At 38.1% G+C, this 17,455-nt stretch carries 11 protein-coding genes; 1 reads left to right on the top strand and 10 read right to left on the bottom strand.

Annotated features, from left to right (window positions below; genetic code table 11):
* Window positions 1-10: 10 nt before the first annotated feature.
* The 3 genes from BM097_RS09025 to BM097_RS09015 all read right to left on the bottom strand — a co-directional run bounded on the left by BM097_RS09025 (window position 11) and on the right by BM097_RS09015 (window position 6,534).
* Window positions 11-4,321 (bottom strand): leucine-rich repeat protein, encoded by a 4,311-nt coding sequence (locus BM097_RS09025; RefSeq protein ID WP_090548297.1) that lies wholly within the window; start codon window positions 4,319-4,321, stop codon window positions 11-13.
* Window positions 4,322-4,421: 100 nt separating this feature from the next.
* Window positions 4,422-6,008 carry a glucosyltransferase domain-containing protein gene (locus tag BM097_RS09020; protein ID WP_090548294.1) on the bottom strand — a complete coding sequence of 529 codons (1,587 nt, stop codon included), beginning with the start codon at window positions 6,006-6,008 and terminating at the stop codon, window positions 4,422-4,424.
* A 22-nt stretch (window positions 6,009-6,030) separates the two neighbouring features.
* Window positions 6,031-6,534: a pyridoxamine 5'-phosphate oxidase family protein gene (locus BM097_RS09015; RefSeq protein WP_090548291.1), complete on the bottom strand. Its 504-nt coding sequence runs from the start codon at window positions 6,532-6,534 to the stop codon at window positions 6,031-6,033.
* Between the two features lie 235 nt (window positions 6,535-6,769).
* Between BM097_RS09015 and BM097_RS09010 the strand changes: the two genes are divergently transcribed.
* Window positions 6,770-7,270, top strand: a complete 501-nt coding sequence (locus tag BM097_RS09010; RefSeq protein ID WP_242944685.1) for a TspO/MBR family protein — start codon at window positions 6,770-6,772, stop codon at window positions 7,268-7,270.
* Between the two features lie 93 nt (window positions 7,271-7,363).
* Here the strand turns inward: BM097_RS09010 and bsh are convergent, their stop codons facing one another.
* From bsh to BM097_RS08975, 7 genes are all read right to left on the bottom strand, one after another.
* Entirely contained in the window at window positions 7,364-8,338 is a 975-nt protein-coding gene (bsh, locus tag BM097_RS09005; RefSeq protein WP_090548288.1) for a choloylglycine hydrolase, read from the bottom strand.
* Window positions 8,339-8,387: 49 nt separating this feature from the next.
* Window positions 8,388-9,056, bottom strand: a complete 669-nt coding sequence (locus BM097_RS09000; RefSeq protein ID WP_090548285.1) for a response regulator transcription factor — start codon at window positions 9,054-9,056, stop codon at window positions 8,388-8,390.
* Between the two features lie 167 nt (window positions 9,057-9,223).
* Window positions 9,224-10,021 (bottom strand): DUF2238 domain-containing protein, encoded by a 798-nt coding sequence (locus BM097_RS08995; protein WP_090548282.1) that lies wholly within the window; start codon window positions 10,019-10,021, stop codon window positions 9,224-9,226.
* 398 nt (window positions 10,022-10,419) lie between these two features.
* Window positions 10,420-11,718, bottom strand: coding sequence for a DegT/DnrJ/EryC1/StrS family aminotransferase (locus BM097_RS08990; protein ID WP_090548280.1), 1,299 nt, complete (start codon window positions 11,716-11,718; stop codon window positions 10,420-10,422).
* 115 nt (window positions 11,719-11,833) lie between these two features.
* The gene (locus BM097_RS08985) at window positions 11,834-13,423 is read right to left on the bottom strand and encodes an AAA family ATPase (RefSeq protein ID WP_090548277.1); all 1,590 of its coding nucleotides are present in this window, start codon (window positions 13,421-13,423) and stop codon (window positions 11,834-11,836) included.
* A gap of 99 nt (window positions 13,424-13,522) precedes the next feature.
* On the bottom strand, window positions 13,523-15,316 hold the full coding sequence (locus tag BM097_RS08980) for a hypothetical protein (protein WP_090548274.1): 1,794 nt from the start codon (window positions 15,314-15,316) through the stop codon (window positions 13,523-13,525).
* Window positions 15,317-15,401: 85 nt separating this feature from the next.
* Window positions 15,402-17,003 (bottom strand): AAA family ATPase, encoded by a 1,602-nt coding sequence (locus BM097_RS08975; protein ID WP_090548272.1) that lies wholly within the window; start codon window positions 17,001-17,003, stop codon window positions 15,402-15,404.
* Window positions 17,004-17,455 lie beyond the last annotated feature (452 nt).

Genomic DNA, 17,455 nt, shown 5'->3' with positions numbered 1-17,455 from the left:
AGTTTATTATTTATAAAGATTTTTTCACAATCTTAAAGCTTACTTTCTTCTCGCCAGCATATGCACCAGTGCCTCGAATTGTAATTTTGGCTGTGCCTGCGCGAAGGTTGTTTTCGCATGAAACGATTTCAAAATCCTTGGAAGATAAAGAAACATTTCCAATCTTAACAGTGATGTTGCTCTTGTCTGGAACGATTGCTTTTCCTGTGTAGGTCTGGTTGGCAACCTTAATTGTAGCCTTCTTCATATCGTAGATATATCTGAAGGAAGCAGCCATAGAGGCGCCCTCGTATTTACCTACGCCCTTGATGTTTGCATTTATCACTGTGCCTGCTGATACGATATCAGTCTTATCAACAGGTGTGTTTGCGTCCACTACATAGTAAACTGTCTTCTTATTTTCAATTCGTGCGATTACTGTCTGCTCAGCGTATGTGTAGCTTTCTACATAGTAATCACCCTTCTTGTTATTCTTTAGTGTTGCGCCGTTGTAAGCGTTTTTGATTACAAGCTTTGGCTTGCAGATGTTAGCCTTGTTAGCATAGGTTACATTTGAAATGCTTACATTTAGCATATCTGCATCAAAGCCGTAGCTTTTGGCAACAGTGTATGTTACCTTTTTAGATTTTTCGTAGTTACCCTTACCTGTGATAGTAAGCTGAACCTTGGTGCCCTCTGGATAAACTGTCTTGGCATCAGGAGCGATTTCCTGTCCTGCTGCATCGATAATCATGTAGCTTACAGTGTAATCTGTACCCTGCTTCAGCAATCCGCTGCCGTCATATACCTTGAAGGCTGCTGCTTTATATACACCCTTTTTGGTAGATGCAACTGGGGCAAGCAAGCCCTTAACCTCTGCATTATTAATATCTGCAGGTGTTACGTTGTATGTAATCTTGCGGCTTCCTGTGAAGCTGCCCTTACCAGTGATGGTCATTGTAGCTGTGAGCTGGCCGTCCACCTTTTTAGTAGAAACCTTTGTGGTGTAATCAGTCTTTTCTGCAAGTGTATAAGTGGTCTGACCTGTCTTAAGCTGAATGCTGGTGAGTCCATTTAAGCTTGTCTTGCTATAGACTACAGAATTGGCCTGCTTAATATCCATAGCTGTGTCGTTTATATTTCTCTTGGCAATATTGAAGCTCTTTGATACCGAACCGTAATATTCAGAATCGCTGTTGAAGGTAACTGTTATGGTGCCCTTGCCAAGCTTTGTTGCAGTGTAAGTCACATCATACTGAGATGGTGCAACTGTTGTCTTCTTCACCTCTACTGTGATAGCAGGCTTCTTTTCAGTGCCATCGAAAATCATGTAATCACTAGGTGATGTGATGGTAATTACTGTGTTACCGCTTGTGGCCTTTGTAGCACCAGTCTTCTGGCTTTCAATAGTAAATGTCTTTGCGAGTGAGCCGTTAATGCTGCCCTTACCATTGATTGTGATGGTTGGGGCAATGCTTACGCCCTTGGCATTCTTGGCATCATACTTGGCTGCCTTAGTGTTGTTCTTGTATGAAACAGTGTAGTCAGTTCCCTCTACAAGAAGAGTCTTGCCATAGTAAACCTTGTAGCCCTTGAGCTTCACTGCAGCGCCTGTGTATGGAACCTTAACATTTTTGGCATCATAATCTGCATCTGCATAAGTCATCCAAAGCTTGCCTGCCTTTGCTGATGTGTAAAGGGCTGGCGCCTGGCTTTCAACGGTGATTGTTGCTGTAGCCTGCTGGCTTACTGTGCCGTCGATTGTAGCAGTAGCCTTAACAGTGTATGTACCAGCCTTGCTAAGGATGATGTTTGAGCTATATTTTCCTGATTTATAAGCTTCTGTATCTTTTGTAATTTCGTAGTTGATTGTGGCATCTGTAGTGTCGCAGATGAAATAAAGCTTTGTGCCCTCTTCTACTGTAATGCTGTCGGCGATATTTCCATAGCCTACTGCATAGATTTCAGGAGCAGCTACATTTGTCCTCTTATCAGCGTATCTAGCTGTAAGCTTCTGATTATCAGCAAGATTTGTTACCTTAGTGCTGTCAGAAATTAGCTCGCCGTCTTCTGTGTACCAACCGATAAATCTTGAGCCGCTCTTTGTAGCTTCTGGCATACCGAACTGCCAGATGTTGTTGCACTCGCCATAAGTGGCATCCTTTGCGACTGATATTTGAGCTGTTTTAGAACCGCCCACAGTACCATCTACCGCATCAAGAGTGACTGTGTAGAATGTAGGTCCAATCCACTTTGCGTAGAGAGTAACGTTTCCACTAAGGCTGCTTAGCATAATATCAGTGTATCTGTTATTCACATCATCAACGCTAACAGGGCTTGTGAATTTTGCATCTAAATACCAGCCGGCAAATACATAGTCAGACTTTGTTGGATGATAAAGTCTTATGGTGCTTAAGCTATCAGCATCCTCCACATAGCTGGTAGGATAGCTGGCTGTAGATGTGCCGCCATTCATCTGATACTTGATGGTGTTTGTAATAATAATCTGATCCTTTGAAAGGAAATCTGCATCCACCGCCTTCATAAGAGCAGCATAAGTCTTTGAAGATTTGTTACCAGCATAAATCTTTAAAAGAGAATTGTTTGTCTCGTCGAACGCGAAAGCTGTGCCTACGATAACCCTTGTAACGTTAGGGCCAAGGTAAGCTTCTTCAAGATTTGTACATTTACCAAATGCTCTGTATGGGAGAATTGTAACATTGGCTGAAACACTTATTTTCTTCAAGCCAGTACAGCTGAGGAAGGCATATTCATCTATTGTAGTAACATTGTCTGGAATGTTCAGCTCTGTCAGACCAGCACATGACATGAATGCACCGTAGCCTATTTTGGAAAGCTTAGAACCAAATGTAACATTTGTAAGACCAGTACAATTCTGGAAAGCATACTTATCAATAAGAGTCACCTGATTAGGGATGACAATGTTTTTAAGCTTAGTACAGCCTTTAAAGGAAACCTGACCGATTGTCTCTAAAGACTCTGGAAGAGTGATTTCTTCAAGTGATGTACAATCCTCGAATACCTTTGTTTCAATCTTTCTAAGACCGTTTCCCTGGAAGGCAATATTGGCGATATTTGATGAATTAAAAGCGCAAGCTCTGATTACAGTTACTGATTCTGGGATTGTAAGTGTAGTGCCTGCTGCAAATGATGCATGATCAAAAAGATTCTCTGGAATATATGTCATGGCATCAGACAGTGTGACTGCTGTAAGGTTGGTGCCTGTAAAAATCTTAGTTCCAACTGTGGAAATTCTTCCTGAGTTGATTGCAAGATTTGAAAGTGCGCTACAACCATAAAATGCTTTTGAACCAATAGTGAGTGTATTTTCTGGAATAGCAATGCTTGTAAGCTTTGCACAAGATTCAAATGCGCTATCACCGATTGTTGCAAGGGCACTGCCATCTTCGAATGTGACAGCTGTAAGGTTTGAACAGCCAACAAATGAGCATGGTCCAACTAAAGTGAGCGATTTTGGAAATGTGATACTTGCAAGTGATGTACAACCATAAAATGCATCACGACCGATGGATTTAAGCTTACTATTCTCTGCAAAGTTGATTCCGGAAATAGCTGTTGCTTCGAAGGCGCTGATTCCAATTTTTGTGACAGATGCAGGGATAGTGATAGTTGTCCCTGCAGCAAAGCCTGTTGCTCTAAAAGTATAATCAGGAATTGTCTGTAAACCTTCTGCAAGGATAAGCTTAGAAATTGCACAACCTGCAAAGGCTGGCTTTTCTTTGTCCCATTCAATATTTAATGTTGATGTTGTTTTAAATTCTACTGTGGAAAGATTTGAACAGCCCTTGAATGCCCCTGCTGGGATGGCTGTTAAGGATTTCGGAAATACCACAGATGTGATGCTGGTGTTTCCTGCGAAAACATCTGCCTTTATAGTTTCCACACCATCTGGAATTACAACTGCTCCATCAAAATTATCTGCAGCAGTAAAGGCTGTGAGGACACCATTTGAATCTACCTCAAAGGTGTTTTCTTCTGTGGCTTTATCCACATCCTGCTCCTCATCTGCCTCCTCTATCAACAATTTCTCCTCTTCAATTGAAGGATCGTTGATAGAAGCATCTTCAGATGATGTGTCTTCTGTATTATCCGTTGTAAGATTTTCTGTTGAAGCTGCCTCAGTCTGTTCTGGCACTTCTGATGTAATGCTATCCTGAGACGCATCGGCCTGGGCTGACTCTGTAATTTCAGTTTCTACTGGCTGCTCGGCCTCTGCGGCGAGGGCATCTAAGCTAACTGTAGAAATTGTAACAGTGCAAGCCATTGTCATGGCCAAAAATTTTAAAGCTAACTTTTTCACGTTATTCCTCCTGACTAGAACGTTATATATAATCGTTTGAATTATTTTCCGTCGGAAAGTATAACATATTTTGTAAAGTGTTTCTACAATTATTACAATTTTATTCGCCCAGTTTCACAATAACTCGGCCATCCACTACTGCAATAGCCCCGTCATTAGGGTATGTAGGCATAGCCTTGACAGCAGCTTCCTTAGCCACTGTGCCGTCATCGATTATGACATTGTCATTACCAAAGCCCAAATGCTCTCTAAGGAAATAAATAGAGCCCTCGTACTTAACTAAATCGCTGTATCTAGGGAACTTTGTAATTTTAACAGCCTCTAACTGATCTGTGGAATCAACCTTGGTAAAGGTGCTGTCATCTAAATCTGACCAGCCCACAAGAACGATTTCCATATCGTCTTCAAAACCGTCGCAGGTCTTGATAGCTGTAATCATCTGGTTGAAATATGCGATGGCCTGCTCCTGTGCAATTTCGCCCTTCATGTATGCGGCGTTATCCATGTAGGTGTAGCCGATTGTCATGAAGATGATTAAAGCAAGCTGAAGCCATGTAAGCTTGCCTACTGCTGCTGCAAAAAATCCGCTGATGCCTTCAAGAGCTTCCAGCTTTTCAATCATCATCAGTGGAAGGATGTAGATGAAAATATCGCCGTAAAGCATTACTGAGTCTACATTGTACTCGCTACTGGTAGACAGGAGATATACCACATTCATTCCGATTGGAAGGAGTATCAATCCAAGGATGCTTATGAACTTGATGGAAACAGCTGTCTGCTTTTTGATGAGCAGATATACTATCTGAACAATGGCAATAACAACGATTACTGCTGTGAAGGCGCGCTGGTAAAGCACTGCATTGATGCCTTCCTGGCCGAAGCCGAAGAATGCCTTTATTGATGCTATGATGAGGGATGGAAACTGGGCTAAATTGAAGCCTTCATCCATGCCCTTGTAATCTACTGCTGTGATACCCTTTAGTGTCATTGTCACTTTTCTGATGATTGCCCAAAGAGCCAGGCCTACGCCAAGGTTTGCAAGGTAGATTAATCCTGTTTTGATGTAGTCGAGTACGCTTTCGAAGCGGTCTTCAAGCACATCAAAGTATAGTGAAATAAGGAATATTGCGATTGTCACCGACATGAATGCCTGATAAAAGCCAAGACATACTGCAAAAATAATGGAGGCTACGCAAAAATTCTTGATGGTTCTTTTTTCGATTAATATTTTCGCTGAAAGGATTGCAAGGATGAGTGCCAGCTGATACTCCCATGATGTGAACATGAATGAGAAAATGCTGGTTACAACCGGGTATACCACCATGAGGGCACCGATTAGTGTTGCAATGAGCTTGCTTTTAATTTTGAATAAATCTATCAACACCATTACCGCTATGGCGATGAAAACTATAGAAAGCAGGCCGTTGAAAACCGGTACTGAAAACAGTTTTGTGGTTTTCATCTGCAGGTCGTACACGAAGCCTAGCATCCATCTACCAGATTCGTAGGTGCCGCCGAGGTTGAACAGGCAGGCTGTGTTGTCATGGTAAGATATTCGATTAAAAATAACGTAACCATGGGCAATGATGCCTGCAATAAGTGCGGCTACGAAGCCGTATATCTGCTGGGTTGAAAGCTTATTTTTAAATGCTTCTATTTTGCTTTCGATTTGGTTTGTAAAATTCATTTTGCATTATCCTCTATATCTTTTATTTCTCATTGTGAGATGAGCCTGGCAGTGGCCTTTGCTTTGCTGTCAGCTCCTTTACATCAATTCGCATTACTGTAACAATGGATACCATTCTCTCGTCAAATTCAAAATCATCCCTGCCAGTCTGAGTTTTCATCAATATCTTCAAGGAATTAATTTTTTCCGTAACATCCTCCACGATAGTGATGGTGCCGAAGCCCATGATGCATTCATAAATCATACCATATTGGCAGGCCATGCGTCCCTCAAAAGGGGCAACATTTCGCTCCATTGTGAAGCAACAGTTAGGATTTTTCCTGATGATGTCCAGCTTACGGCCCTCGTTGGCCCCATGAAGATATAGGACGTAATGGCCATCTGTTTCATCCTTTGTAATTCCGTAGTTGAGAGGAACTACATAAGGCATACCATCATCTACCAAGCCTAGGTGTAGATAACTGCAGGTGTCTAGGATTTCCTGTATCTGATTCTGGTCAGTTATTTCTCGTTCTCTGCGTCTCATGATTTTCTCCTCCCAGTAGCGACAAACTCACTAACAACTACAAAGCACTTCAACGAATTGCGCTATGTAAATTTATTTTATTTTATAATATGTCAATTAAAATCACAACGGCTCTGGCGGATAGCTGAGATATTTATGAGATTTATTAGAATTTCATAGGATTTTACATACTTTAGACATTTGGGTTTTATACTGCTCTTGTAATTATTAATCCACCATATTAAGGAGGTCAGTTATGAATGAGGATTTGACATTAGCTCAAAAAATGCTCAGATTTATTCCTTTGGTTGCCTTGCCTTTATTGGTAGGTGCAATCAGCGCATTTATTACCGGTAGTGCCATGGATTCCTATGGAGTCATGGTGCAGCCACCTCTGGCACCGCCAGCTTGGATATTTCCTATAGCTTGGACTATTCTTTACATTTTAATGGGCTGGGGTAGCTATTATTTACTTCACGCCCATGCAGACACGCCCCATAGGAAAAAAGCAAAGTTTATAGCCGTAATTGTATATTTCGTCCAGCTGGCATTTAATTTTGCGTGGTCACTCATTTTTTTCAATGCTGCCCAGTATACTTTGGCCTTCATTTGGCTTATGATTCTCTGGGTCATGATTATCGTCATGATATGGGCATCTTCCATGGTGTGCAAAAGAGCAATGTTACTTTTTGTACCTTATCTGGCATGGTGTACGTTTGCAGCTTATTTGAATTTGATGATTGCGATTTTGAATTAGGGGGATACAAATAGAGCCTATGGCTTTTGAGCCATAGGCGTTTTGTTTTGTCAGTCTTGATATATTTATGTTTATCCGATAACTATGAACCATCTAATTCTCATATAATATATTCTCAGCATGCCTCAATGGAAATGTTAATAACTCTGCTCCATCAAGATTGGCCTTGTGCATATCTACAGCAGTAATCTGATGATTCTCATAAGTGTTGTAATAGTAAATTCCTTTGTCTAAATTACAGCATGAGGTATAGATTGTTATTTCGTAGGCATTATCGCCAAGATGAACGCACCCTCGCTGTTGGTCTACTGAACCTAGGATATGGAAGAACTGGCTTACACTTTCTAGTTCTGATTCACCAGAAATGGAATTCATTCTAGTGAAGGCAGCTTTTACAAAGCGAGATGTAGATGATAAATCACCTGGCAGGCCGATAGCACCCATTCCACGGCTATACTGATTCAGTGATAAGTCTGGGGCAAATGTACTATTCGCAGGCTCTGCAGATAGTGACATGTATTTATTCAATTCAAAAAGCTGTATATCAAAGGTAGGATTGTTGGTCATTACACCTACCGGATTATCGTAAATACGAAGTCCAGCCTTTGTCTGCTCCACAACTATTGATTCTTTTTTATCTGAAATCATCCAGTGAAGTGGCGATAATGGTAGCTGCGCACTAAAGTTTTCATTAATCAGATTAATTCTATCTAATAATACCCTGGCTTCTTTCACCGAAGCACACTGTCCCAATATCCAGGGGATAAATTCAAAAGAAGTGATGTTATCCTTATTTGGCATCATATCCTTGTAATCAGCATTATCAGGAAAATTTAACCCAGCCATGCCAACGCCTTTTTCATTTATAGCATCATAAAACAACGGATAATTATCAACCACATAAGCCATTCCTATTAAGGCATAATGACTTTCTAAATCCTCACCATGCCTCACTTTAAATTGATAGTTTCTAGGCATGATTGTAACAGTCTCATCATAGGAAAACTCTAAATCCAGGTTTCTTCCGAAATAATGGTCTTTCGTGTAGTATGTTGCTGCTGTGCACATAAAACTCCCCTCCTTTTATTCCACTTGATAATCTGCTTAGCATTTATAATCAATCGATAGCATACCCAACGTTTCGCACAGTGCGAATCAAGTTACCGCTGCCACCGAGCTTATTTCTTAGTGTCTTTATATGCATGTCCAGGGTACGGGACTCCAGTTCGTAGTCTATACCCCAAATTTTGTCCATTATCTGTTGTCGTTTTAGAACAATACCTCGGTTCAACCCCAGATATTTCAGCAATTCGTATTCTTTATATGTAAGCTCTACTGTCTGGCCAGACACCGTCACCTGGTGCCTCTTATCATTTATCACAATGTCGTCGATTTCTATAATATCCTTTGTATTATCCATAGTGCGACGAATCATTGCCTTTACACGCGATGTAAGCTCCATTACAGAAAATGGCTTTTTGATATAATCATCTGCCCCAATTTCCAAGCCTCGAACCAGGTCAATTTCACCTGTTTTTGCGGTAACTATAATCACAGGAATGCCCCCTGTGATTTCACTGGCGCGAAGTTGTCTTACAATTTCAAATCCGCTTTCATCAGGAAGCATGATGTCCAGCAATACAAGATCAGGCAATTTACGCTCCAAAATGTCAAAAAAGTCTGCCCCATTAGCAACGCTTTCTACATGGTAGCCAGCATTCGTCAGGGCAAACTCCTCTATCTCTCTAATATTATTATCATCCTCAACAATGTAAACTAATGCCATAGAACCTCCTTCCGGTAAATCACACATGGTATTTGAAAACATCAAATTCATACCTGCTTAATACAAAAACAATTCATAATGTTTGCAATTTGTATTATGGAGGAGGTATGTAAAAAGCTGGTAAAGTGATTACGCTGCTGCAATCATCAGGACCTCAAAGATTGTGCTCAATCTTCCTTTGGCTTAATCATTAGATTATCTGCTATCACAGATTTCTTTGAAAATTTTAATGTGGTATAGCCGATAATACTGAATGCCACAGCTCCAACCAGATTTACAAGCAAATCCTTCATGGTATCGATGATGCCGATGTCAAGATACCCGCCAGGTACTACGTAGGATTGACCATCTGCTGTTTTGATTATGGTCTCTGAAATGTTGTTGATAATGAAAGGCATTCCACTATTTTCCGGATCAAGTGTCACTGAACCTATTTCTTTTACAATGAAATCCTTTTGCATGTCTAGATAGAATAACTGGTCCATGGTAAATTCAAAGAATTCCCAAATCACACCAACTGTCATAGAAAAACAAAATGCAACAAGAGTTAAATAGAATGGCGATAAGTTGATATGCTTGCTGCTTCTGTTTAGTAAATAGATGAGCGAAAAACCAATAGCTGCACACAAAAATCCGTTCATGGTATGCAGCATGGTATCCCACCCAGGAATTATTACATAGTAATGATTCACTTCACCTAATATTTCCGCAGCATAAATAAAACCAAAGATTATGGCTTGAAATACAGCTGGAAACTCTATCTTCATTTTTTCCTGCAGGAAAGCTGGCATTAAAAATAATAGCAACGATAAAATGCAGATTGCCGCACTCTCGTAATTTCTTGTAATGAGACATCTAACGAGTGTAAGTATCACCAAGCCTCGAAGTACGAGGTAAAAGGTAAAGGTCCTTTTATTTTTCTTGTAATCGTTGACTAATGAATTTTTGTAATCTATTAGTTTCATTTTGCACCCTCCAAAGGAAATTATAACAATAGTCCCTTACTATAAAAACATACACTACTCATAAAATATTTTTTTGTTGAAGAAATGACTAAAATGTATTCAATTTTACATCATGTTTTTTCCCACATATAGGACAATTCATTACCATACAAAACTCCTATTACCACATCTAATACTCTTTATTCCTTATAAGGGTAATCCATATTCCATTTTGAAGGAATCTGGCAACATCATTTTTACTTACCTTAATAATCATTACTCGCCCTCGACTCACTATCAATTGATAGTCCAATCAACATCAAGGGGTACAAACTGGGTGATATTCTATAACAAAGTTCCGGAACAATATCAATATTACTTGGTATTGTTCCGGAACTTTACTCCATCATATTTCACAACTATTCAAAGCAAGCTCTTACAACTTCTATAATTCTATCCTGCTGCTCCGGTGTCATTTTGTTATCACTAGGTAAACATAAGCCACGTGCAAAGATATCTGCTCCCATGTCAAGTGGCTTGCCATCTGCACCAAGAGTACCTCCTGCAATATATGCATTTGTTACAGCACGTCCATTACCTTCACGAGTGATGAATGGATTTAAGCGATAAATTGGCTGCATGTGCATAGGCTTCCAAATTGGTCGACCTTCAGCATTGATGCTAGAAATTGCCTCTAAGATTTCTGTTGGGCAGCTTTTGCCATGTTCCGGTGTATAAAGAACATCCTGCTCGCCACGCACCTGTGGACACATAGCATTGGCATCAATAATCATGCATGATAACCAATAGTTTGGTTCAGAATTTTCGAAATCGATTGGATTCATCTGCACTGGAAGGCCCTTAAATCCTTCACGGTATCTTTCGTAAATAGCTTTCTTTTGAGCAATGTGTTCTTCCAAATGTGGGAACTGACCACGAACAACGCCTGCAATCACATTGCTCATACGATAATTATAACCAAGTTCCTCATGCTGGTACCAGCTTGCGGCTTCTCTAGCCTGAGTAGACCACTTGCGAACCTTTTCAGCAGCTTCTTTGCTGTCTGTAAGGAAGCAACCGCCAGCAGAACCAGTGATAATCTTATTTCCATTAAATGAAATTGTATTGTAATGACCGAAGGAACCAGTCTGAACACCCTTGTAAGTAGCACCTAAAGATTCTGCTGCATCCTCAACAAGGATTGCTCCATGCTTTTCAATGATTGCGTTGATCTCATCAATCTTTCCAGGTGTACCATATAAATGAGCACAAACTACCACTTTTACCTCTGGATAAATCTCGAAGGCTTTTTCAAGTGCAACCGGATCCATATTCCAAGTGTCAGCCTCAGTATCGATAAATACAGGAATTCCTCCTTCATATACAACCGGATTAACTGTAGCATCGAATGTCATATCAGTGCAGAACACTCTGTGTCCTTCGAGTGCCCCATGTCCTACTGCTGGCATGCCATACGCTTCTATTCCAGCAAGCTTCATTGATAGATGAAGTGATGCTGTGCCTGCTGAAAGAGCTACAGCATATTTTACACCAACCTTTTCAGCTGCAAGTCGCTCAACCTCATTAAGATTGGCACCTACTGTAGACATCCAATTGGTATCGTAAGCTTCTTGAATATATTTAATCTCCTCGCCGTGCATTGTAGGCGATGATAACCATACTTTATCTTCAGTCTTTGCAAATGATTTTGTAAGCATTTTAAATCTCCTTGGCTTTTGTAAAAATAACTGCGTTCATATTATACTACAATATTTATAATATCGATAAAAACATTATTTTTACAAAATTATTTTTTTCTTATAGCTTCAATACTTAACATGAAGCCCGCTCCACTAGGCAGCTGTGATGTTTTGTTTTCTCATTATAATTGACCCCAACCAACAAAATATCGCCTGCATAATCTTGTAATATGGCTGGATATTTTTTTTCTTTTATCTGTTGTAGAGCTGCAGTTTCAGTTTTATTCCACTTAAGCTCCACCACCATTGCTGGTAAATTCGAATCTTTCTTAGGTATATACACTACATCAGCAACACCTTTACCTGATGGAAGCTCTTCAACCTTTTGATACATATCAACACAACAAATATATGCAAACTTTATTACATATCTTAGCGCTTGCTCATTATTATAAAAAGTAGGCGCATACTCTGACCACCTTATGTCATCTATTGCCTTTGCAACCACATCTCCTTGAAGATTAATTGTTGCTTGGAAAAGTTGTTCAGATTTTTTCACTAAATCTGCAAGTTTAGACTTACTTTCATTTTTCAAAAGTGAATCGAACTCTGTTCTGACTTCTTTATTAGGTATTCTGACCATCTGAGTATTGTTATCATATGCAAGATATCCCAAATGAATCAATAGGGTAAGCACATCATCTTTACTATTAAATGTTTCAACATCATTGTTAAAATTGTTAATATCTACATGGATATGCTCTCCAGATATAAGTCTGGCAATATCCTCCTGCAAGCCCTTAAAGTCCATATTTATATATGTAAACAAAGTCTCAGCGGCAGTAGTTTTGCGCCAATAGGATTCCAATTTCCCCATTTCAATTGCCTGCATCACAGAATATGGATTATAAATTGGATTTATACCATCAAATGAATAGCCATCATACCATTCTTTCAACTCGTCAGCGGAAATATGTGTCTCCATTTTCTCACATATCGTTTTTATGTCATCCTCATTAAACCCTGTATACACCGAGAATTTTCCAGGGTTAATAATAGTAAATTCATCAAAATCAGAAACTGCCGACTCTGTTCCATCTTTTTTAATTGGAAGAATACCTGTCATATATGCGGCTGCCACCGCTCTTGAAGTGAAGTTACCATTCTTAAAGAGGCTTCTCAACAAATTCAAATATGCGGACTGAACTTCGTTATTATCCTTAGCCTCACGAATGATGGCATCCCATTCATCGATGATAAAAACAATCTTCTTGCCCGAATACTCTACATATTTCAAAAGTATATTGGTAAAAGAAGCTTGCAAATCCACTTCTGCAACAGCAGAAATATCATTTATCACAGCATCCTGAATATCATTGACCACCGTATTAATGCTATCGCCTTTACTATTTAGGTCCGAAATAAAACTAGTTATATCAAGATAAATTACATTAAATTGATTAAGATAGCTAAGCCAAGTACCATCCCTTGCGATTTGATAAGTTGCAAATAGTTCTTTAGAATCACAAGTACAATCATAATAAGAGCATAGCATCTGTGCTGCATATGACTTACCGAATCTTCTAGGGCGGCTAACACATACAAGATTCTTCTTTGTTTCTATTTTTGAGTTGATAATACTAATCAATCCCGTTTTATCTATGTAGTTTGATTTAATAATCCTTTTAAACTCTTCGTTTCCGGGATTTAGATATATACCCATTGATATTCTCCTCTTCGGCCTTTTAAAAAGCTGTAGATTATGAAAATCTACAGCTTTTATTATACCCGTTATTATACTATTTGACTATCACTATGCTAATTAGTATATCACTCCGTTTTCTTCCAACAACCTTAGATAATATACACTTTGTCCCTTATAATCATTCCTCTCAATCTTCATAATATTAATATCAAGTACAGACTCATTTGTATACGGCATTTTAAAGTTTTTAACATATTCAGCATAAATATCATTATCTGCAGTTAGGCATCTATTTTGATCATACTTATAGATACCTCCATAAGAAACAATTATAACTAGCCCCCATAACAGAACCAACATATTTATTTCCCTTATTTTTTTCTCCTGAAGCCACTTTGTCAAATGTGCGAATCCCTGCAAAGCCATTGGAATCATAAGAACTACATATGTAATAGAATACTGGGATTTTGCTTCCCAAAATAAATGAAATAGGAATCCCCCAACTATACATAGAATAAAAAATGAATTTTTAACAAATGTTTCCTTAGGTTCTAATAATAACCATATCAGACAACCAAAGAAAAGAAACAGCTGAAAGTTTCCTAATAAGGAAGCCACCCTTGTATAACTTCCAACACTCATAAAATCATCAAGCCAAGCAGGATAGTTTACTCTATGATTTCTTATTTGGCCTATCCAAAAGGCCTGATATGTAGGCTCCGTCCACATAGATGCAATCTTCTTTGAAAAGAATTCAAATGCATAATGATTATCTTCTATAAAGAAATTAACTCTTTCATCAATTTCTTCCTTTGCCTGTCTTTCCTGTAGCTTTGTAATACAATTGTTCTCATAATAAGTATCATGATTGTAGCCATTGTACCAACCAGGACCCGCACCATCGTCCTGTAATCCCATAGCTACAAATGCCCAAGGACTAACACCTTGATTTAATATATATCCAGTTTTCTTCTCCAATACATAATTAGGTAATTTACTTATCATGAAAAATACAATGCAGCAAGCAATTACATAAACCACACCCCTAAAAAAACTATCCTTATCCTTCATTGATACAACTAAAGCATATGTCATCATTGCTAGTAAAATAATTAGAACATTGTTCTTTACCTGATAGGCCACACCTATTAATACCGCAGACAAAATCATCTGACTCCATTTGTGGTTTTGCAAAAACCTTAGCTCACTGTCAAAGGCTGCTATTGCCAAGGCAATACTCCATATATTTCCATATACAAACGCAGTATACATTATAAATGGAATAAATATTATGCCACAGAACAATGTCAAAATCTGCACCATTCTTTCAAATCCTAATAATTCAAGGATATCTTCAACTTTTTTATAAAATAGTAATATCCCTATACAATTGAATAACTGAAATCCAATAATATTATAATCGCCAAATACTTTTCCGAAATAATATTCAATCATAGTTAGTCCGAGCTGATTACGCCAAGTATCTAAGTAACCACCAGATTCTAACATATTATATTCCTCATACCTTAATTTATAGGCACAAGACATGACATCCAGCTGATCCGAACCTGGCACCACCTGAGATACGATTACCCATATAATTGATAGGCAGAATATGATTCCTAGCAGGATAAATCTCGCTCTATTGAATTTTACATCGTCTTTAAGAAATGCCTCCAGCAGGTTTTTGAATAATCTTTTATATAAAACTATTACCGTGAGTATGCACAGCAAAAATAAAAAATTAATCAGAAAATTATTCCTACAAAAAAAAGTTACTTCATCTGAATCACTTGCTATGTAGCATGTTGAGACGACACTCAAAAGAATTAACAAAGCAAAAATAGCCGTAGAAAAAATTTCCACAGCTATTCTATATACATTATTTATAATTCGATGAATAATGTTCATATACTACTCCCCCAAGAAATACATTCCATATAGATATTATATAAAATTTACATTATGGGTAGCAACATAAAATATAAAACTTCACCTATAATCCCTTAATACTCTTTATCTTCTTAATCTTACAGCCATGACTTTTGGACTTTCCATCATAATTAATTCCACAAAGAATCACTTCACTATCGATATTCTCGAATACCTTAGGATAGTTTCCTCGCTCAATCTGCGCAATTGCTCCATCCTCACTGCCATTCATTTTTAGCTCAATTAATAGAATTGGAAAGTTAGATCCAGCCTTTGGAATATAAACGATATCCGCATATCCATGACCAGATGGTAATTCCTCTATCTTAATATAATTATTTGCACAGCTAATATAAGCAAATTTAACAACAGAACGAAGCGCCTGCTCGTCATTATAAAATAGCGGTGATACTCCAAATGTACCTGCATCATGGACATCCTGTACAGCCTTAGCCACAGCCTCTTCATCACAATTAATGGTATCAATTATTAATTGATCCGAGTTCATTATTATTCTATTTGTTGCATCATGGCTTCCGACTCTAATTGTGCTTAAAAACTCTCTTCGTATTTCTTCATTTGGTATTCTTACTGTTTCCTTAGTTGAGTTATATGCAAGATATCCCAAATGAATCAGTAAAGACAGTACATCATCTCTTGTCCTTATTGATGTCATATCATTTTGGAATGTAGAAGTATCGACTGGCATCTCATTTCCACCAATCATCTGAATCAAATCTGACTGTAAATTATTCTGATCCATATTTATGTACTTCAAAAGAGCATTAAATGTCTCAGTTTTAGACCAGTATGTATCATACACCCCAGTCCTTATGGCTTGAACTACAGAGTTCGGGTTATATACATCTCCCACCTTTACGAATGAGTAACCATCGTACCATTGTTTCAATTTTGTTTTATTAACAGTATATTTTTGAGTAAACCAATCTATATCACTCTTTGTAAAGCCAACATATTCTGCAAAAATAGATGGCTGAATCATGGTGTATTCTCTAAAATCAGATATGGCTGATTGATGACCGTATTTCTTTATCGGTAGAATTCCAGTCATATATGCACCGGCTACTATTTTGTCTGTAACATTACCGTTTTTAAACAACTCTCTTAAAAAGTTTATATACTCATTAAGAAGCTCTTCTTCTTCTTGATATTCACGAAATAAAGCATCCCATTCATCGATAATAAAGAAAAATTTGGAATCATGCTCTGCCACATTTACAAGCATTTCTATCAACGACATTTCTTCACCAAGATATGCAAATGCATCTAAAAGCTCTGTCGCTATTTTGTTTTTTATATCTTTAACAAGCTCTTTTATTTCAGATTCCGATGATATGAAGCCAGTTATATCCAAATAGATTACATTATACTGTCCTAAATATTCTTCGAAAGTATCATCTTTTGAAATAGCATATCCTTGTTTTGAAAACAACTCTTTAGAATCAGAACAAGACTTATCATAATACGCACAAAGCATTTTTGCTGCATATGATTTTCCAAAACGACGAGGTCTACTTATACAAGTAAGCTTATCAGGCGTATTTACAGTAGAATTTACTACTTTTATTAGGCCTGTCTTATCCCTATATATACCATTTATTATATTTTTAAAGCCCTCATTACCAGGATTTAAATATATGCCCATTGATATTCTCCTCTTCGACCTCTAAAAAAGCTGTAGATTGAGCAAATCTACAGCTTTTATTATACCCGTTATTATACTATTTGACTATCACTATGCTAGCTTTCGATAGAGTAAATTCAGTGTCAGTTGGAAGTAGTGAGAGATTCCCTCTTGAAAAATAGGTTCTAGAATTGATGGCTAAAGTTTACCTCTTTTCTGTTAAAAAAGGAAGCCTTGCTTACGCAAGCCATTGATTGTTTGAATATCTCATACTTTTATGTATGGCAACTAATCCTTCGTTTGCTTGTTGATATTTTATCTGCCTTGAAATGGGTGTCAAGGACTCAGCCATCGGTGCGAAGCATCCTTGACTCCCATTTCTGGGCAGATATCCTGTAATCAAGCAAATGAAAGATTAAGTTTGTGCAAAGCACTTATATTCAAGGCAACACCGGCAGGTGTTGTTTCATTTT

It is taken from the genome of Pseudobutyrivibrio sp. OR37 (assembly GCF_900113655.1).
Lineage (GTDB): Bacteria > Bacillota > Clostridia > Lachnospirales > Lachnospiraceae > Pseudobutyrivibrio.
Note: the sequence above shows the minus strand (reverse complement) of the source record. Positions and strands in the feature narration are given on the sequence as shown.